Source organism: Caloramator quimbayensis, from assembly GCF_900167605.1.
Lineage (GTDB): Bacteria > Bacillota > Clostridia > Clostridiales > Caloramatoraceae > Caloramator_B > Caloramator_B quimbayensis.
The window spans coordinates 79,883-99,214 of the sequence record NZ_FUYH01000007.1; the positions used below are offsets into that span (position 1 = coordinate 79,883).

Consider the following 19,332-nt stretch of genomic DNA (forward strand, 5'->3'; position numbering starts at 1 on the left):
AGTGTATGATTAAGCTGACAGGATTTAACCATAAACCTTTCTTTATAAATAATGAGCTAATAGAAAAGATAGAATCGACTCCGGATACGGTAGTTACTTTAACCAGCGGCAAAAAGTTTGTTGTTATTGAATCTCCAGAGGAAATAATAAGCAGAATAGTTGATTTTAAAAGAAAATATACTTTAGAAAATCCGGAGGTAATAAAATGAAGAAAAATGATATATCGACAACTTTAGGCCTTGGACTTGGCTTTGTTGTTATTTTAATAGGTATGGCTTTAGATAAAGGGAAAATAAATTTTAGCAGTTTAAAACTTTTTTGGGATTTGCCATCGGTATTTATTACATTTGGAGGCTCATTTTTTACAGTTCTTGTTGCTTTTCCTTTAGAATCTGTAAAGAGGCTTCCTCAAATGATAAAAAATGCTTTTTTCCAAAAGAGTATTTCTCAAATTGAAATTATTAACAAATTCGTTGAACTATCTAAAAAGGCAAGAAGGGAAGGACTTCTATCCCTCGAAGATGAGGTTCAGAATTTAGATGACAGCTTTATAAAAAATGGAATACAAATGGTTGTTGATGGTATTGAGCCTGAAACTATAAGGGAAATATTAGAGCTTGAAACCTATGAGATGCAAAGGCGTCATGCATCTGGAATTAATATTTTAAAGGCATGGGCTGGCTACGGCCCTGCCTATGGTATGATAGGAACTCTTATTGGGCTTGTACAGATGCTTGCAAACCTAAACGATCCTAAGGCACTTGGTCCTGGAATGAGTAAAGCCATTATTACATCCTTTTATGGTTCAGTAATGGCAAACTTTATTTTCGGTCCTCTTGCTGCAAAACTCGAATTAAAGAGTGAAATTGAGGCAAAGATTAGAGAAATGATAATTGAAGGGATTCTTGCTATACAGGCAGGGGTAAACCCAAGAATTGTTGAGGACAAGCTCAAAACATACCTATCTCCTGCTGAAAGAATAAAGATGATAAGTGAAAATCCACAGGGAAGTATGGTGACTGAAGGTGAGTAAAAAAAAGGAAGTTGAAAAAAAGCAAATCAGTCAGGAATGGCTTACTACATATTCTGATATGGTTACCTTGCTGCTTACATTCTTTGTGCTCTTATATTCATTTTCTCAAGTTGATAATATAAAATTTAAGGCTATAGCATTATCCCTTGCCCAATCCTTCGGGGCAACATCAGGATACATAACAAAGGGAGGGGATATTGGGCCAACTCCTGTAGAAGATAAGATAAATCTTCAAAACGATTTAAAAACTCAGGATGATTTGGAGATTGGTAAAAACAATAAGTTGTCTGGAGAGACTGAGAGCGTTTATAAAAAGGTAAGCGATTTTGTAAAGGCAAATAATCTAGAGGCTAAAGTTTCTGTAAAGGAAGATGTTAGAGGAGTTATTATTGAGCTTCAGGAAAAGATTTTGTTTGATTCTGGAAGCTCAGAAATTAAAGAAGTCAGCGTTCCTCTTCTTGATAAATTAGCAGAGCTTTTATCAAGTTTTTCAAATGAAGTTATTGTTGAAGGGCACACTGATAATGTCCCAATCAGTAAAGGATATTATAAAAGCAACTGGGAGCTTTCTGCTGACAGAGCTGTAAAGGTTGTAAGATATTTTACTGAAAATAAAAGACTTGACCCTTCAAAATTTGTTGCAACAGGATGCGGAGAATTCAGACCCATAGATACAAATTCAACGCCTCAGGGAAGACAGAGAAACAGAAGAGTTAACATTTTAATAGTTACGACAAAGGAGAGTAAGAAATGAGCAGTGGAAAGAGCAAAATAATAATTATCATTTTAGTTATTTTGCTGCTTATAGCAGTAGGAATTGGAACTTTTTTTGGTTATAATTACTTTTTTAAATCAAAAAAAACAGAACCTAAGAAGGTTCCTGAAAATACGGTTGCCCTTGAAAACATTATAGTAAATCTTTCTGATGAAGATGCTAAGGTATATATTAAAACACAGATAAATCTTGGATATACAAAGAAAAACGGAGATAAGGAAATAAACTCTTATTTACCTCAGATTAGAGATAGAATAAACATATATTTAAGAGGCAAAAAGTCGGGGGATTTTAATAAGGATGGATTAAACAAAATAAGACAGGAGCTTTTAAAGCAGGTAAATGAAGTTATTGGTGAAAATATTGTAACTAACTTGTATTTTTATGAGATTATAATACAGTGATAAGGTGATTTGATGGATTACAATTTTGTCTCAGACTTATTAAAAATAATGATATTACTGCCTCTAATAATACTTCTTATTTATATAAGCTTTAATTTCGGAGGAAAGTATTTAAAGAGCATAAATAAAAACAGGATTATAAAGATATATGAGAGAGTTCCTATGGGGCAGAATACTTATTTATCTGTTATATCCATAGAAGATAAAGTATATCTTATTTCAAGCAGCAATAACGGTATTCAGATATTAAAAGAAATAGATAATCAATCTATATTTAAATATGAGAATATGGAAAAAAATACAATGGGTGATTTATTAAATAAAATAAAAAGGAAGAAGTAGGATGAATAATAGACGCAAAATAATATATATACTGTTTTTTTTCCTTATGATTATTACTATTACAGCAAAGGCTGAGCCAGGAACCTTTCAAATACCAAAAGTCACTCTATCTGTTGATGGAGCTAAAAATCCAAAGGAATATGTTGATAATATAAAACTTTTAATACTTTTAACATCATTAACATTTATACCGTCAATCATTTTAATGATGACATCATTTACGAGAATAATAGTGGTTTTTGGTTTTTTAAGGAATGCTCTATCTACACAGCAGTCCCCCCCAAATCAGGTACTTATTGGACTTGCCCTTTTTATGACAATATTTATTATGTCTCCAGTATATGGAAAGGTCAATAAAGAGGCAATACAGCCATATATTAAAGGTGAGATTACGCAGGATAAGGCAATTGATATAGGAAGCAGGCCTATTAAAGATTTTATGTTAAAACAAACGAGAGAGAAGGATATAGCACTTTTTTATACTGCTGCTAATATTGAAAAACCTAATGACAGGTATGAAGTTCCTTTCAAAGTATTAATACCTGCCTTTGTAATAAGCGAACTTAAAACAGCCTTTCAAATGGGGTTTTTAATATATGTTCCTTTTATAGTAATAGATATAGTGGTTGCAAGTATATTGATGTCAATGGGAATGTTTATGCTTCCGCCGGTTACTATATCCCTTCCCTTTAAAATATTGTTATTTGTTTTAGCAGATGGATGGCATCTTGTTGTTAAATCATTAATTCAAAGCTTTATGTAGGAGGCAGTTATGAGTGAAGCTTTTGCTTTAGAGATAGGTAAACAGGCAATTTTTGCTGCCCTTAAAATTGCAGCACCAGTATTAATAGTTTCTATGCTTATTGGTCTTTTGATTGGTATATTTCAGGCGGCTACACAAATACAGGAACAAACATTAACTTTTGTTCCTAAAATAATATCAATAATTTTTGTAATGCTTCTTTTAGGGCCATGGATGCTAAAGAGCCTCGTTCAATTTATACAAAGCATGATAAACAATATAGGATTAATAGTAAAATAGGTGGAACGATGATAGATAACTTTATAATATATTTTCTTTCAACCATTAGAATAATTTCAATGCTTATTTCTTCGCCGATTTTTTCTGTAAGGCAAATACCATCTGCTGTTAAAGTAGGATTATCACTTATAATATCGTTGATAATATCTCCTTCTTTAGCTGCAGCTAACAGCCCTTTGCCTCATACTTTAACAGAATTAATAGCCTCAATTGGCTTTGAAGTTTTGATTGGTGTTTCAATTGGTTATGTTGCAACTTTAATATTTAATTCGATTAGAGTATCTGCACAGCTTATGGATTTTACAGTAGGATTTTCAATGGCACAGTATTATGATCCATCAACCTTAAACAATTCTACACCCCTTGAGAGGTTTTTTAACTGGTTTGCCATTATGGTATTTTTAATTTTTAATTTTCATCACGTTATATTATCTGCTATTATTAAAAGTTTTCAAGTTATACCTATTAACATAACCTCAATAAATTTTAATTATTTCTCTGCAATATTATCTGTTTTTTCAAAAAGCTTTTTAATTGCAATGCAGCTTGCAGCACCAGTTGTTATTGTAATTTTTATTACAGATTTTACTTTAGGCCTTATATCAAGAACAGTACCGCAGCTCAATATTTTTATGCTGAGCCTTCCTGTAAAAGTTCTTGTAGGATTGTTTGCAATAGCATCAATTTTACCAGGTTTAGCTCATATTTATGTTAAAGTATTTGAAAGAATTTCATCGGATTTAATAAAGTTTTTTAACATGGTTCCTTTTATTATGCTTATGGCTAATGATGATAAAACAGAGGAACCTACATATAAAAAACTTCAGGAGGCTAAAAAGAAGGGACAGGTAGCTAAAAGCATAGATTTAAATTCAGCCCTTATATTATTAGGAATTGGAATAGTTCTCTCTGTAATGGGTGAATTCTATTACAACAATGGAAGACTTTTTATAATAGATAGTTTTAACCATGTAACAAAAGATGATTTAAATTTAGGAAGCGTGACAGCTCTTTTTATATATAATCTTAAGAACATTTTAATCGCAACTCTTCCGATAGTCTTAACGGTTATGATTCTTGGTATAATAGGTAATCTTGCTCAAACCGGCATAATATTAACATCAGAAAGTTTAAAGTTTAAATTTGAAAGGCTGAATCCAATAGAAGGAATTAAAAAATTTTTTAATAAAAGAACTTATTTTGAACTAATAAAATCTATAAGCAAAATACTTGTTATTGGATATGTAGTTTTCAGCTTTATAAAATCAAAGCTGAATGTAATTTTAAAAACTTCAGATTTAAATCCTTTAGGAATATACCCCTTTGTTAAAAGCTTAATAGATGCACAGCTTATAAGATTAATAATAATTCTCTTTGTCCTTGGAATTACAGATTATATATTTCAAAAAAGACAGTATAAAAAGGATATGATGATGACAAAACAAGAGGTAAAGGAAGAAATGAAGCAGTCTGAGGGAGATCCACAGATTAAGTCGAGGATAAAGCAAAAGCAAAGGGAGCTTGCAATGAGAAGGATGATGCATGAAGTACCTAAGGCGACTGTTGTGGTTACAAACCCAACTCATTATGCAGTTGCTTTAAGATATGATAGAAACAAAGATTTTGCTCCAAGAGTTGTTGCAAAGGGATGCGACTTGGTTGCTCTAAAGATAAAAGAAATTGCAAAACAAAACAATGTACCAGTTATAGAAAATAAAGAAATTGCAAGAGCTCTTTATGCAAAGGTTGATATAGATGATATAATACCTGATGAATTATATCAGGCGGTTGCAGAAATTATAGCTTATGTTTACAGCATAAATAATCATCGAGGGTGAAGTAGATGGATAATGGAAAATTAGCTAAAAATTTAGATATAATAGTAGCAGTTTCAGTAATTTTAATAGTTTTAATGATAATAATACCTTTAAAGCCATGGATGCTTGATATTTTACTTGCTTTTAATATTTCATTTTCTCTTATAATAGTTTTATTGACTATGTTTACAACTGAGGTATTAGAGTTTTCGATTTTTCCAACACTGCTGCTCATTACAACTCTTTTTAGACTTGGTCTTAATATTTCTTCAACAAGGCTTATCTTAGGACAGGCACAGGCTGGAAGGATAATTGAAGCCTTTGGCAATTTTGTTGTGGGAGGAAATTATGTAGTTGGATTTATATTATTTATAATTATCATAGTAGTTCAGTTTGTAGTTATTACAAATGGTGCAGGACGAGTTGCCGAGGTTGCAGCAAGATTTACTCTTGATGCAATGCCTGGTAAACAGATGAGCATAGATGCAGATCTTAATGCAGGCATTATAAGCGAATCTGAGGCTAAGGATAAAAGAAAAAAACTTCAGATGGAGGCAGATTTTTATGGAGCAATGGATGGTGCCAGCAAATTTGTTAAGGGAGATGCTATAGCAGGTATTGTAATTGTTGTTATTAATATAATTGGAGGAATAATTATAGGAATATTATTTCATAATATGTCAGCTATGGAAGCACTTACTCGATATGCTCTCTTAACAGTTGGTGATGGGCTTGTAAGCCAGATACCAGCACTGCTTATTTCAACTGCATCGGGTATAATAGTTACAAGATCAGCAAGCGATACTTCCTTTGGAAAGGAATTTTCAAAACAGATAACTTCATACCCAAAGGTTCTTGGAATAACTGCAGGTATACTTTTTACTTTATCTTTAATTCCTTCTTTGCCAAAGGGAGCATTTATATTTGTATCAGTTATTTTTGCAGCATTATCATTTTTTCTAATTAGAGATGAAAAGAAGAAATCCTTAGTACAAAGCACTCAGGGAAGCGAAATTATAAAACCTGAAAAAAGCGAGCCTGAAAATGTTATTAATCTTTTAAATGTTGAGCCTCTTGAAATTGAAATAGGATATGGACTAATACCTCTTGCTGATATATCATCAGGAGGAGATTTGCTTGATAGGATAGCAGGAGTTAGAAGGCAGTGTGCTGTAGAAATGGGGATTATCGTTCAGCCAATAAGAATTAGGGATAATCTTCAGCTGGCAACAAATGAATATACTATAAAGATAAGAGGTACAAGCGTTGCAAAGGGTGAGATACTGTGCAATCATTACCTTGCTATTGATGCTTTAGGAGAAGGGTTAACCTTAGATGGAATAAAAACAGTTGAGCCAACCTTCGGACTTCCTGCAGTTTGGATACCTGAGAGCAAAAAAGAAGAAGCAGAGCTTATGGGAGTAACTGTTGTAGATCCTACTACGGTTCTTGTAACTCATCTTAGTGAAATAATTAAAAGATATGCTCATGAACTCCTTGGAAGGCAGGAAGTTAAAATGCTTGTTGATAATCTTAAGGAAAACTACAGCGCAGTTGTTGAGGAGCTTATACCTAATATTTTAAGCATAGGAGAGGTACAAAAGGTTCTGCAGAATCTTTTAAAAGAAAGGGTTCCTATAAGGGACTTGGTTACAATATTTGAAAGCCTTGCAGATAATGGAGCTAACACAAAGGATATTGAGCTTTTAACTGAGTATGTCAGATTTTCATTAGCAAGGACCATTTGCAAAAACCTGACGGATGAAAACAACTGCATAAAGGTTTTAACTATACATCCAGAAATTGAAAACTTAATTGGAGATAATATACAAAAATCTTATCAGGGTTCTTATCCGGTAATCGACCCTGATACTACAAAAAGTATTTATGAGTCAATTAAATATAATATAGAAACCTGTGAGTTTAATAATGGACAGCCTATAATACTTTGTTCTCCAAGAATAAGGCCTGCATTTAGAAGGCTTACAGAAATAGTTTTTCAAAATCTTACTGTTTTGTCCATGAATGAAATACCAACAGATGTTCAAATAGAGACAGTGGGGATGGTGTCAATATAATGATTATAAAAAGATATGTCGTTGATAATATGAATGAAGCTATGGTTAGGATAAGATATGAGCTTGGGAATGATGCTGTCATAGTCAGTCAGAGAAAAATAAGGCAAAAGGGAATAATTGGAATATTGAAACCGAGAAAGTTAGAAGTTACTGCTGCAGCAGATGAAAAGCAGAAGAATGTAAAATCAAAAAGTGAAAAAAACGAGGAATTAGAAAAGGAACTGAGCGATATTAAAAATATGGTTTCAATCCTTTTAAGAGAAAGGGATACAAATAGGAAGGATAATAAAAACAAAACAAAGCAAAAACTTTTAGAAAATGACATACCAAATGAAATAATTGAAGATATATATAATAACATTAAATTAAAAAATCAGGATAAAAAGTTAACTCCTAAAATGATTGAGTCTTGCTTTAAGGAAGCGCTGATGGATATTATTAAAATTGATGAAAATAAGGATGATAAAATTCAAGTGTTAGTTGGTCCAACAGGGGTTGGAAAAACTACGACAATTGCAAAGCTTGCAAGTTTATATTCTCTTTATCAAAATAAAAAAGTTGGATTAATTACTATAGATACCTATAGAATAGGAGCAGTTGAACAGCTGAAAACCTATGCAGAAATTCTTTCAATACCCTTTGAAGTGGCATTATCTTTAAAGGATATTCCTGAGATTATTAATAAAATGAAGGGCTGTGATGTAATATTAATAGACACAACAGGAAGAAACAGCAAAAATATAATGCAGATATCAGAAACAAGAAAATACGTAGAAACGATTAACGCAGGCAAGGTACACCTTGTTTTAAGCATGACTACAAAACAGAGCGATTTAAAGAAAATAATAGAAAACTACAAGATTGTCAATTATAACAGCTTAATACTTACAAAAGTAGATGAAACCAATGCCTATGGCTCAATTCTTTCATGCTGCTATTATGGTAATGTACCAATTTCATTTTTAACAACAGGGCAAAATGTACCTGAAGATATTGAGAGGGCAGATAAGGATAAAATATTGAAACTGGTACTGGGAGTTGATAACTGATGGATCAGGCTTATAAACTTAGGAATTTAATAAACAGCAAAAAACAAATTGAAAATAATTTCAGAGTGATTGCCGTTTCAAGCGGAAAAGGGGGAGTTGGAAAAACTAATTTTGCAGTCAACCTTGCGATTGCACTGAAAAAAAGAGGACTTAGGGTTTCGATTCTTGATGCGGATTTTGGAATGGCAAACGTAGATATTTTGTTTGGAATAAAAACCCGATATACCATATACGATATTCTATATAATGATAAGACAATAGATGATGTATATGAAATGACTGAGGAAGGAGTAAAAATTATTCCTGGAGGCTCGGGAATAAGCGAACTTTTTGACCTTGATGATGAAAAGAGAAAGAAAATTATCGATGAATTTTCAAAGATAAATGATATAGATATACTAATTATTGATACAGGTGCAGGATTGTCAAAAACTACTTTAACTCTTCTTAATTTTGCAGATGATATAATAGTAATTACTAATTCTGAACCTTGTTCTTTAACGGATGCCTACAGTTTAATCAAAGTAATCTGCAGGGAAAACATTAAAAGCAATATTGGAGTTGTAGTAAACAGGGCAAAAAACATAATAGAAGGCCGCGAAACTTTTAATAAACTCAGCAATGCGATTAAGATATTTTTAGATAAAGAAATAAAATATCTTGGATATATTTGCGAAGATCATAGGGTAATAAATGCGGTTAGAGAACAAAAACCCTTTATATCGATGTATCCAAGATGTGAAGCAGGGCTTTGTATAAATAAAATAACATCAGAAATATTAGGAACTTGTGATAATAACAAAAATGCAACAGTTAAAGAGTACTTTAGTAAAATACTTAAGTTTATGGGGAGATGAGTCATGGTGGATTTTAAAATAAAATTAGAAATAAATCAAAGTATTGAAATAATTGAGAACCAAATAACCTATAAAAGCAGTATACAGGATATTAAGGAAGATTATGTTCTTATAGGAATGCCAATATCGGGCAGCAGGTATCTTCTTATGCATCCTAAAAGCATTATAGAATATTATATGATGAATGAAAAGGAAGTTTTTAAATGCCGCTCAGTTGTTTTAGGAAGAACTAATGAAAAAAATCTTCAGCTTGCAATGCTAAGTTTTCCGGATGTTATAGAAAGAGTTCAAAGAAGAGAATATTTCAGACTGCCTATTGTTATGGAGGCTAAATTTTTTCCGCTTCCTGAGGGAAGGTTTTATATGGATTTAAAGGATGTACCTTCTGGATATTTTAAAAAACTCGAAAATACTATAACCGTTGATATAAGCGGAGGGGGCATTAAAATAATATCTAAGCAAAATGTTAAAAAAGACAACTATGTACTCCTTTCAATTAATATACCTGAAGAAATAAACGTTTTATGCAAAGTTATAAGATGTGATTTTGATAATATGAATAAAAACTATAAGCTTGCTTTAAAATTTGAAAGGATAGATGAAAGGATAAGAGATAATATAATTAGATTTATTTTCAGCAAGCTTCGTGAACAGAGCAGATTATTTAAGTAGGAGGTGACTGCTTTGAAATGTTACAAGCACTTTGATGAAAGAGAAGAGATGATATTAAAATACATTCCCTATGTAAAATATATTGCATCACGGCTTGTCGTTGGCAAACCTCCAGGAATTGAATATGAAGATTTAATAAGCTTTGGAATATTAGGGCTTATTGATGCTATTGAAAAGTTTGACCCTTCTAAGGGATTAAAATTTGAAACCTATGCAACTTTAAGAATAAGGGGCTCAATAATAGATGAACTTAGAAAGATAAGCTGGATACCAAAGAGTGCTTTTTCAAAACTTAATGCATTGAATAAAGTTAGAGAGGAACTGGAATTTAAATTAAACAGAGAACCCACCGATGAGGAAATATCAAATTTTACTGGGATGACGATGATGGAAATTAAAAATATACAATCCTATGTTAACTATATTTCAATTATTTCTCTCGATGAAATACTTTTTAAATCTGATGAAGAGGATATTAAATTAAAAAGTTTTGTAAGAGATAGTACAAGCCCTCAGCCAGAAAAATTAGTTGAAGAAAAAGAAAAAAATAAGGTTTTAAAAGAAGCTGTTAAGATGCTCCCTGAGAAGGATAAACTGATACTTCAGCTGTACTACTTTGAAAAGCTTACATTAAAAGAAATAGGAAAAGTTCTAAATATATCAGAATCGAGAGTGTCACAGCTTCATAGCAGAGCGATTATAAGGCTCAGGGAAAACTTAAAAAAAATAGGTTATTTATAAGGAGCTGAAAATGATTTATATTCTTTTAATTATAGGATTAATTATTATATACATAGCCCTTAAAAAAGGCATTGGACAAAATTTTTTATATGAGTCAAATTTTAATAACAAACTTTTTTCTGAGGAAATAAATAGTATTAAAAATGAGTTTAAGGAACTATCAAACAGAATTGAGGATATTGAAAACTCAATAATTATTTTAAACGAAAAATTAGAAAATAGTAAAGAAAAAATATATGAAGAAGAAAAAGTGCATGAAATTAAAAATATAAGTGAGAAAATTGAAACAGAAGAAAAGGATTTAAATTCTATTATTTATAATTTATATGATGAAGGTTTGTCTATTGATGAAATATGCTCAAGACTAAAGATAGGAAAGGGTGAGGCATTATTAAGAATTGGTTTGAGAAAACAAAAATAATTTTTATAAAATTAATAAAGGACAGCAATTTTTTATTAGGTTTAGGAATTGGAATAGTATTATCAACAATAATATTATCCTCTGTATCCTATAACCAAATACCTAAATATAAAATTGAGGTAATGGCAAGAAAAATGGGAATGATTTATCCTGATGAAGTAAAAGCTTATTTTGAAGGAGATAAAAAATAAAATGAGGTGAGATTATGATTAGAGGTCTTTATATAGCTGCCTCTGGCATGATTACAAGACAGGTACAGCAGGAAAACTTAAGTAACGACATAGCAAATATAAACACTCCAGGATATAAAAAAGATAAGACAGCCTTAAAAACCTTTGAAGAGGTTATGATTGAGAACAAAGATAGAATTGTTAATGGTAAAAGTTATAAAAATGTTATTGGGAAAATGGATATGGGAGTCGGAATAGACGATGTTAAAACTGATTATTCACAGGGAATATTAGAAGAAACCAGCAGAAATCTTGACTTTGCAATTAATGGAGAAGGCTTTTTTACAGTTGTTGATGATAATAATAATAAATATTATACGAGAGATGGAAGATTTAAAATTGATTCCGATGGAAATCTTAGAACTATAGAAGGATATAAAGTTTTAGGATTAAATGAAAACAACGATGAAGCAGAAATAAACGTGAAGGATTCGGATTTTAAATTATCGTCGGATGGTTCCTTTGAGTCTTCAAATGGTAAAATGAAATTTTTAATAAGCAGTTTTAACACGCAGGATTTGCAAAAAAGTTCTTCAAATTTTTATATCTCAAACTCTAAGCCTAATATCGCTAATTCTGATGTAAAACAAGGGTATTTAGAGAAATCAAATGTAGATGCTATTGAAGTTATTACTAACATGATAACTATAATGAGAAATTATGAGTCAAGTCAAAAGGTATTGCAGCAGATGGATGAAACGCTTGGCAAAACAGTAAATGAAGTTGGAAGCGTAAGATAAGAGGTGATTTAATGTTAAAGGCTTTGTGGAATGGAAGAGCAGGTCTTAGAGCAAATCAAAACAGGCTTGATATAATAACGAATAATATAAATAATGTTGATACTAATGGATACAAGAAAAATGACATATCCTTTGAAGATATAATGTATAACAAATTAGAAAGGCTTGGGGTTCCAATTACAAATCAAAATCGTGATAAGCTTTTACAAGGAAGCGGAAGCAGGGCTGAAACAATAGTTAGAGATTATAAGCAAGGCTATATTAAACAAACTGACAATCCTTACGATATTGCAATTGAGGGAAAGGGTTTTTTTAGAATAAAAGATTCTAAGGGAAATTATTATTATACGAGGGATGGTGCCTTTACAATAGATGCAGACGGGAATTTTGTCCATTCTTCAGGAAATCTTCTTGATATAGATAGCTATAATTCTTATAATATCAGCTATCCAATATCTATTAGCAATAACGGAGAAATGATAGATTCAAAGGGAGAATTTATAGGTAAAATAAATATATATGATTTTAATGACAAAGATGGAATGACTGCCCTAGGGGATAATCTTTTTCAAACCAATGAGGAGCCAAAGAATGCAGATGGAATTCTAAGGCAGGGCTTTTTAGAAAAATCAAACGTTGATATTGCAAAGGAACTTACAGATATGCTTATAACCCAAAGGGCCTTTGAGCTTAATTCAAGAACAATAAAGTCTGCCGATGAGATGTGGCAGATAGCTAACAATTTAAGGAATAAATAGGTATAAAAATCTCCTTTAAAGTATATAATTTAAAAGAAAATATTGCTTTAAAGGAGATAAATATGATAGATAAAAATATAATAAAATATATAAACGAGAATGATGTTGAATATGCTAAAATCTTGATTGGAGAAAAATTTAAAAACAATTTGAGACTTTATAATTATTATATGGGTCTTTGTCTTTGCTGTGAAAAAAATTTTTTATCAGCTATATTTCATTTTAATAAATCAATAGAATACGGACTTAAAAATGCTTTAGTTTTTTATAATCTTGGTGTAGCATACATTGAAACTGAAAGCTTTAAAGAGGCAGAAAAGTGTTTTATAGATTCTATTGAATTAGATACCTCCTTTACTAAAAGTTATATAAATCTTGCTTACATATATTACAAAAATAAAGATTATAAAAAGGCCTATCAAATAATAAAACTATGTTTATCTTTTAACGATGAAGATTACATCAAAAAAATTGAAAAAAAGCTGCTGTCTTTGATATACTATTTTTAAAGTGCTTCCTTTGTTTGGGGGCATTTGTTTTTATTAGATGGGAGGGGTAATATGATTAAGCCAGATAGATTAAAAAAAGGTGATAAAATTGGAGTAGTTGCACCTGCAAGCCCGGTGTTTGAAAAAGATAAAATAGATATGGGAGTTAAAATGTTAAAAGAGCAGGGTTTTGATGTTGTTCTTGGTGACAGCTGCTTTAAAAAGTATGGCTTTCTTGCAGGTAATGATTATATTAGAGCAAAGGACATAAACGATTTTTTTAAAAATGATGAAATAGATGCAATTATCTGCCTTCGAGGTGGATATGGCTCCATTAGGATTCTCGATATGATTGATTATGAAACCATTAAAAATAATCCTAAAATATTCTGCGGATACAGCGATATTACGGCATTTCATTTAGCAATATACAAATATACAAGTCTTATAACCTTTCATGGACCTATGATATGTGATATAGCAGAGTTTGATGAATTTACAATAAAAAGTTTTATTGATTGTTTAAGCGGAAATATAAATGATAAATCTTATTCTTTAGGAATATTAAGGGGTAAAGATAAAGATGTTGAAGGCAGGATTTTTGGAGGCAATTTGAGCTTAATATGTTCTTTAATAGGCACTCCCTATGAAAATAATTATGAAAATAAAATACTATTTATTGAAGATATAGGAGAAGAACCGTATAAAGTTGACAGGATGCTCAATCACTTAAGATTAAGGGGAGTATTTGAAAATATTAAAGCAATAATATTAGGACAGTTTACTGATTGCAGCCCAAAGGATGAAGAAAAAAGTTTATCTTTAAATATAGTTTTTGAAGATTTCTTTTCAAATATAAAAGTACCTGTTTACTACGGACTTTTAGCAGGCCATGATAAAAATAAAATAACAATCCCACTGAACACTAATATTAAAATAATAGGTGATAAGTTATATTTTATTGAGGAAGGTGTAAAGTAATGGATGAATTTTTAAAAGAGTCTAATGAACTATTTTCTTTGATGCAAAATATTAGAAGAGAACTTCACATGTATCCTGAAATAGATAATAAACTATATAAAACCTCTGAGCTTGTGGAATCATATCTTAGAAATTTTAATATAAAATATAAAAAATACAGCAATAATGGAATCATAGCAGAGATAGGCTCAAAAAAGGATAATATAGTAGCTCTTCGTGCTGATATGGATGCATTAGAGGTATTCGATTTAAAGGATGTTCCATACAAATCAAAAGTAGAGGGATATATGCATGCCTGCGGGCATGATGCACATACTGCAATTCAAATAGGAGCAGCAGCGCTTTTAAAGAAAATAGAGGGTGAGCTTGATGGCAGCGTAAGGCTTATTTTTCAGCCAGCAGAGGAAACCTATGGCGGTGCAAAGGAAATGATAGAATATGGCGCTCTTGAAGGCGTAAAATCTATTATTGCACTTCATGTGGATGAAACTATTGATACAGGAAAAATTGGCGCAAAAAGGGGAGTAGTCAGTGCAGCTTCAAACCCTTTTAAAATTATTGTAAGGGGTAAGGGAGCTCATGGGGCGTATCCCGAGGATGGGGTAGACAGCGTTTATATTTCAGCAAAGATAATAGATAATCTTCAAGGAATAATATCAAGAGAAATAGCTGCTGTAAATAATGCTGTAATTACTATTGGCAAGATAAATGGAGGTACTGCTTTAAATGCGATAAGTTCAGAGGTAATAATGGAGGGAATAATAAGAACCCTTGGTAAAGATATAAGAGAATATTGTATTGATAGAGTTTCTAATATAGTTGAAAATACTGCAAAAATGTATAGAGGAGAAGCAGTATTTGATTTTATAGAAGGTTACCCATCCTTTGAAAACGATGAGTTGCTCTTTAATTTATTTAAAAGTATTATAAATGAGAAGAACTATGCAGGATTTATTGAAGCAGATAAGCCTTCAATGGGTGTAGAAGATTTTGCTTATTATGCACAAAAGGTTCCTTCACTTTATTATAAATTAGGCTGCAGAAATGAGAAATTCGGTATAATAAATCCATCCCATGGAAGTTATTTTGATATAGATGAAAAATGCTTAATAATAGGATGTGCTGTTCAAAGCGCTTTTGCATATAAGCTGTTGAAGAGGGAATAGCAGTGTATACATTAATGCAGGAATAATCTGTTATTAATACTATTGGAATTGTTGACATAAGTATGATTTTTTTAGTAATATTAATTTAAACTCATACGGGTTTAAACCTTATGCCGCTTCTACGAGAGTAGAGGCTAATTTTTTTTGCTTTTTAAGCTTTAGAAAATAAAAAAGTGCAAGTTTAATCTTGCACTTTGGTGGAGGGAGATGGATTCGAACCATCGAAGTCACTGACAACAGATTTACAGTCTGCCCCCTTTGGCCGCTCGGGAATCCCTCCGAATATGGAGCCGGCTATCGGAATCGAACCAATAACCTACTGATTACAAGTCAGTTGCTCTACCGATTGAGCTAAGCCGGCATATTTTAATCAATGGTGGGCCTTCAGGGATTCGAACCCCGGACCGACCGGTTATGAGCCGGTTGCTCTAGCCAACTGAGCTAAAGGCCCTTACGAACATTTATTATTATAAATTAGAATTCTATAATAGTCAATAGTTATTTTTAAAAAATTAATATCAAAACAAACATTATCATAAATGATAAACAATATAGTAATATATCTTAAAAAATCAAAATATAAATTATTATAACCAATTATAATGAGGTATATAATGTCGTCTAATTTAAATGAGGAAATCAAAAAAATCAGTATAGGTGAAAAGGAATTTAGAAAAATAACAAACATACTAAAGTATTATTCCATAGAACCTGAGCATATAGAAAAACTTAGATGCGTTTACAAGATAAAATATAATAACAAAAATTACTGCCTGAAAAAAATTCGAAAAGGAAATAAAAAAATATTAAAAAGTTTATATCTGATAGAATATCTAAAGAAAAATGGCTTTATAAACATAGCATCTTATATATCTGTAAGAGAAGGATTGGAATATATTAAGACAAAAAATTCAATTTACTATATGACTGAATGGATTGAAGGCAGGGAGTGCAATTTATATGATTTGGAAGAACTAAAAAGAGCATCTTCATTGCTTGCAGATTTTCATATTAAATCAAAGGGTTTTTATTCAAAGGAGGCAAAATTAGAAAATACAATAAAGAATTGGTCATTAGAATTAAGAAAAGTAAAGCATGACATATTAAGATTTAAAAAATCGATTGAAAGTAAAAGAGTAAAAACTATTTTTGATATTGAATACAGCGATGGTATAAATACAGTTCTTGAATTTTTAGATTTATCAATAGAAATGATTGATAAATCTAACTATAATGACTTAATGAAAAAAGCCAAAATAGAGAGATGTATCTGTCATGACAGCTTTTACTATAAAAATATTATTGTAGATGATTCTTTAAAGATGTATTTAATTAATTTTGACAGCGTTGTTTATGACATTCATGTATATGATCTTGCAAAATTTATAAGAAGAATACTTTATAAAAGAATATACTCATGGGATTTTAATGTAGCAAAAGAGTTAATATCATCCTATACACAAATAAATAAATTATCTAAAGAAGAATTAAAAGTTTTACTATCATTAATAATATTCCCGCAAAAATTTTGGAAGTTAGGTAAAAAGAGATATTATAAAAATAAGAAATGGGATGAAGAAAAATACATTAAAAAGCTTACACGAATTTTACAATACATGGATAATCAAAAGGAGTTTATTAAAAGATATACTGATTTTTATGAAATAGATAAGAAAATGGATGATAATGAAAATTAAAAAAGCAGCTTTAAGCTGCTTTTGGTGGCCAGAGCCGGAATCGAACCAGCGACACGAGGATTTTCAGTCCACTGCTCTACCGACTGAGCTATCTGGCCATATTAATTTTTAATGGTGGGCCTTCAGGGATTCGAACCCCGGACCGACCGGTTATGAGCCGGTTGCTCTAGCCAACTGAGCTAAAGGCCCTAATGGTGACCCCTACGGGATTCGAACCCATGTTACCGCCGTGAAAGGGCGATGTCTTAACCACTTGACCAAGGGGCCATGATACCTTACAATATAATAGTAATTATTGGAGCACTCAATTCGTGCTGACGAAATATAATATATCATGATATAATCTTTAAGTCAATACAGTTTTAAAATATTTTTTATGTAAAGTACAATTTTTTATTCTTCGACAATATTAGTAAAGTAGTATATGTATATTATGTAAATATATGGATGATTTTTTCGAACGATTACCTTGCATATATTGAAGGAAAAAGTTTAACTTGAAAGAATATATATGTGGGGTGATTATATGGGATTAATAACCTATACTTTTAAAGATGTTTGTGAGAAAACAGGATATAAACCTTCCGTAATCAGATATTATGAGAAAGAGTTTAATTTAAATATACCAAGGGACGTTAATGGAAGAAGGTTTTTTACGCAGAAGGAATTTGAAAGACTGATTTTTATTAGACAGCTTCAGCAGCAGGGCTATACAAATGGTCAAATAAAAAAAATAATTGAAGATAATAGATTTGAAGGACTTCAAGAAATAGCAGCTGCAAAGGAATTGAATGTACCGATTGAATTAAATAACACCTTAGTTTCTCCTTTAAATGAAAATATTATAAATTTTATAAATGAAAAGCTGACAGAGATTAACAGCAATATAAATGAATTAAGTAAAAATGTAAGCAGCAAGGAAAGAGATATTCTTATTTCTGAAAACATGAAACTTAAGATGGAATTAAAGCAAAAGTCCTATGAAATAATAGAGCTTAAGGAAAAACTCAAATATGAAAAGGAAAGAAAAAAAGGTTTTTTATCAAAAATATTTAAAAAATGATGGAATTTATATTTAATTGTATTTAATAAGTGTATGAGGGATTAAAATGCTGAATGTTTATAATGCCCAGATTAAAGATGTAATAAACATTAAAAGAATTTTGAATGAAACTGACAGAAAAGCAGATTATTATAGTGAGTTTAAAGAAAGCATTATTAAATATATCTTAAAAAAAAGATGTTTTATTGTAAGTAAAAACAATAATATACTCTGCGTAATATTTATAAATGATAGAAATGAAGTTTATGCAATACCAAATGATAGTACTTTTTCTTTATTTAAGCTTTTATTTGTTTTAAAAACACATTTTAAAAATTTGGAGCTTAACATTAAAATAAAATATAAAAAACTTAATGTAAATTTATATAAAAAATATTACAAAATAAAAGTAAAAGATAATTACTTATGTATGGTTTTAGATACATCTAAAATAAAATATACCAATAATAATATATGTAATGAAGATAAGATTCTTTTTAGAAAAATGAAAATCGAAAAAGATGAGAATATTAGGGTAAACCTTCAAAATAAAATTTTTTCAAATGTTAAGGGAAGGAGAGACTTAACACTAAATGAGGTATTCTTTGAAGAAAACAGCAATAAATTTTTAAAAGATTTTTGCTATTTTCTTGAATATTCCGGAAATCCTGTAGGTTATGGACAGATTATAAAGTTATTAGAGGAATTCTATCTTGTAAATTTTGGAATAATACCTGAATTTCAAGGCAGAGGGTTTGGAATATACTTTTTAAATAAAATAGTTGAAAGCTGTAGGCAATCAGGGATAAAAAAAATATATCTTACAGTTGATGCAAATAATCAAAAAGCAATCAACCTTTATGAAAAATATGGATTTGAGTTTATATATGGGAATGCCTACTTGATTTTGACGGAGTAAATTATTGCATTATTTTATTTTCTATTATAAAATAATTTTAAAGCTATGAAAGGAAAGAGTAAATATAATGATTCCGTAAA

General features: G+C 30.6%; 22 protein-coding genes, 6 tRNA genes and 1 other annotated feature (1 of these 29 running past the window's edge). Of the genes, 22 read left to right on the plus strand and 6 right to left on the minus strand.

Features of this window, described 5'->3' with window-relative positions; genetic code table 11:
* Positions 1-5 precede the first annotated feature (5 nt).
* The 19 genes from B5D15_RS06060 (at position 6) to B5D15_RS06150 (ending at position 15,594) form a co-directional block, all read left to right on the plus strand.
* Positions 6-209: a flagellar FlbD family protein gene (locus B5D15_RS06060; RefSeq protein WP_078696232.1), complete on the plus strand. Its 204-nt coding sequence runs from the start codon at positions 6-8 to the stop codon at positions 207-209.
* On the plus strand, positions 206-1,033 hold the full coding sequence (locus B5D15_RS06065) for a motility protein A (protein WP_078696233.1): 828 nt from the start codon (positions 206-208) through the stop codon (positions 1,031-1,033). The genes B5D15_RS06060 and B5D15_RS06065 overlap by 4 nt, the downstream gene beginning before the upstream one ends.
* Positions 1,026-1,787: a flagellar motor protein MotB gene (locus B5D15_RS06070; RefSeq protein WP_242948699.1), complete on the plus strand. Its 762-nt coding sequence runs from the start codon at positions 1,026-1,028 to the stop codon at positions 1,785-1,787. Before B5D15_RS06065 ends, B5D15_RS06070 begins: the two co-directional genes overlap by 8 nt.
* A complete protein-coding gene (locus B5D15_RS06075; protein ID WP_078696234.1) occupies positions 1,784-2,212 on the plus strand; it encodes a flagellar basal body-associated FliL family protein in 429 nt (142 codons plus the stop codon). Before B5D15_RS06070 ends, B5D15_RS06075 begins: the two co-directional genes overlap by 4 nt.
* A gap of 12 nt (positions 2,213-2,224) precedes the next feature.
* Entirely contained in the window at positions 2,225-2,554 is a 330-nt protein-coding gene (locus B5D15_RS06080) for a flagellar biosynthetic protein FliO (protein ID WP_078696235.1), read from the plus strand.
* Between the two features lies 1 nt (position 2,555).
* Positions 2,556-3,317 carry a flagellar type III secretion system pore protein FliP gene (gene fliP, locus B5D15_RS06085; protein ID WP_078696236.1) on the plus strand — a complete coding sequence of 254 codons (762 nt, stop codon included), beginning with the start codon at positions 2,556-2,558 and terminating at the stop codon, positions 3,315-3,317.
* A 9-nt stretch (positions 3,318-3,326) separates the two neighbouring features.
* Positions 3,327-3,596 (plus strand): flagellar biosynthesis protein FliQ, encoded by a 270-nt coding sequence (gene fliQ / locus B5D15_RS06090; protein ID WP_078696237.1) that lies wholly within the window; start codon positions 3,327-3,329, stop codon positions 3,594-3,596.
* On the plus strand, positions 3,527-5,434 hold the full coding sequence (gene flhB / locus B5D15_RS06095; protein ID WP_078696238.1) for a flagellar biosynthesis protein FlhB: 1,908 nt from the start codon (positions 3,527-3,529) through the stop codon (positions 5,432-5,434). Before fliQ ends, flhB begins: the two co-directional genes overlap by 70 nt.
* Before the next feature lie 5 nt (positions 5,435-5,439).
* A complete protein-coding gene (gene flhA, locus B5D15_RS06100; RefSeq protein WP_078696239.1) occupies positions 5,440-7,491 on the plus strand; it encodes a flagellar biosynthesis protein FlhA in 2,052 nt (683 codons plus the stop codon).
* Positions 7,491-8,540 (plus strand): flagellar biosynthesis GTPase FlhF, encoded by a 1,050-nt coding sequence (gene flhF, locus B5D15_RS06105; RefSeq protein ID WP_078696240.1) that lies wholly within the window; start codon positions 7,491-7,493, stop codon positions 8,538-8,540. Before flhA ends, flhF begins: the two co-directional genes overlap by 1 nt.
* Positions 8,540-9,397: a MinD/ParA family protein gene (locus B5D15_RS06110; protein ID WP_078696241.1), complete on the plus strand. Its 858-nt coding sequence runs from the start codon at positions 8,540-8,542 to the stop codon at positions 9,395-9,397. Before flhF ends, B5D15_RS06110 begins: the two co-directional genes overlap by 1 nt.
* A 3-nt stretch (positions 9,398-9,400) precedes the next feature.
* Entirely contained in the window at positions 9,401-10,069 is a 669-nt protein-coding gene (locus B5D15_RS06115) for a flagellar brake protein (RefSeq protein ID WP_078696242.1), read from the plus strand.
* A 12-nt stretch (positions 10,070-10,081) separates the two neighbouring features.
* A complete protein-coding gene (locus B5D15_RS06120) occupies positions 10,082-10,810 on the plus strand; it encodes a FliA/WhiG family RNA polymerase sigma factor (RefSeq protein ID WP_242948700.1) in 729 nt (242 codons plus the stop codon).
* A 10-nt stretch (positions 10,811-10,820) separates the two neighbouring features.
* On the plus strand, positions 10,821-11,231 hold the full coding sequence (locus tag B5D15_RS06125; RefSeq protein ID WP_078696243.1) for a DUF6115 domain-containing protein: 411 nt from the start codon (positions 10,821-10,823) through the stop codon (positions 11,229-11,231).
* A gap of 205 nt (positions 11,232-11,436) precedes the next feature.
* A complete protein-coding gene (locus B5D15_RS06130; RefSeq protein WP_078696244.1) occupies positions 11,437-12,201 on the plus strand; it encodes a flagellar hook-basal body complex protein in 765 nt (254 codons plus the stop codon).
* 11 nt (positions 12,202-12,212) lie between these two features.
* Entirely contained in the window at positions 12,213-12,959 is a 747-nt protein-coding gene (locus tag B5D15_RS06135) for a flagellar hook-basal body protein (protein ID WP_078696245.1), read from the plus strand.
* 62 nt (positions 12,960-13,021) lie between these two features.
* A complete protein-coding gene (locus B5D15_RS06140; RefSeq protein WP_078696246.1) occupies positions 13,022-13,468 on the plus strand; it encodes a tetratricopeptide repeat protein in 447 nt (148 codons plus the stop codon).
* A gap of 51 nt (positions 13,469-13,519) precedes the next feature.
* Positions 13,520-14,428 carry a S66 peptidase family protein gene (locus B5D15_RS06145; RefSeq protein ID WP_078696247.1) on the plus strand — a complete coding sequence of 303 codons (909 nt, stop codon included), beginning with the start codon at positions 13,520-13,522 and terminating at the stop codon, positions 14,426-14,428.
* Positions 14,428-15,594 carry a M20 metallopeptidase family protein gene (locus B5D15_RS06150; protein ID WP_078696248.1) on the plus strand — a complete coding sequence of 389 codons (1,167 nt, stop codon included), beginning with the start codon at positions 14,428-14,430 and terminating at the stop codon, positions 15,592-15,594. Before B5D15_RS06145 ends, B5D15_RS06150 begins: the two co-directional genes overlap by 1 nt.
* Positions 15,595-15,789: 195 nt before the next feature.
* Here the strand turns inward: B5D15_RS06150 and B5D15_RS06155 are convergent.
* The 3 genes from B5D15_RS06155 to B5D15_RS06165 form a co-directional block, all read right to left on the minus strand.
* A tRNA-Tyr gene (locus B5D15_RS06155) sits at positions 15,790-15,874 on the minus strand.
* Positions 15,875-15,879: 5 nt separating this feature from the next.
* Positions 15,880-15,955, minus strand: a tRNA-Thr gene (locus B5D15_RS06160).
* Between the two features lie 13 nt (positions 15,956-15,968).
* Positions 15,969-16,045, minus strand: a tRNA-Ile gene (locus tag B5D15_RS06165).
* Between the two features lie 163 nt (positions 16,046-16,208).
* On the opposite strand from B5D15_RS06165, the gene B5D15_RS06170 reads away from it, so the two are divergent.
* Entirely contained in the window at positions 16,209-17,291 is a 1,083-nt protein-coding gene (locus tag B5D15_RS06170; RefSeq protein ID WP_179122211.1) for a CotS family spore coat protein, read from the plus strand.
* A gap of 22 nt (positions 17,292-17,313) precedes the next feature.
* Here B5D15_RS06170 and B5D15_RS06175 read toward each other — a convergent pair.
* The 3 genes from B5D15_RS06175 to B5D15_RS06185 form a co-directional block, all read right to left on the minus strand.
* A tRNA-Phe gene (locus B5D15_RS06175) sits at positions 17,314-17,389 on the minus strand.
* 14 nt (positions 17,390-17,403) lie between these two features.
* A tRNA-Ile gene (locus B5D15_RS06180) sits at positions 17,404-17,480 on the minus strand.
* Positions 17,481-17,483: 3 nt separating this feature from the next.
* Positions 17,484-17,558 (minus strand) — tRNA-Glu (locus B5D15_RS06185).
* A gap of 259 nt (positions 17,559-17,817) precedes the next feature.
* Between B5D15_RS06185 and B5D15_RS06190 the strand changes: the two genes are divergently transcribed.
* Positions 17,818-18,354, plus strand: coding sequence for a MerR family transcriptional regulator (locus B5D15_RS06190; RefSeq protein WP_179122212.1), 537 nt, complete (start codon positions 17,818-17,820; stop codon positions 18,352-18,354).
* 46 nt (positions 18,355-18,400) lie between these two features.
* The gene (locus B5D15_RS06195; RefSeq protein WP_078696251.1) at positions 18,401-19,252 is read left to right on the plus strand and encodes a GNAT family N-acetyltransferase; all 852 of its coding nucleotides are present in this window, start codon (positions 18,401-18,403) and stop codon (positions 19,250-19,252) included.
* A gap of 36 nt (positions 19,253-19,288) precedes the next feature.
* Positions 19,289-19,332, plus strand: a binding site (T-box leader) (it continues 156 nt past the right edge of the window).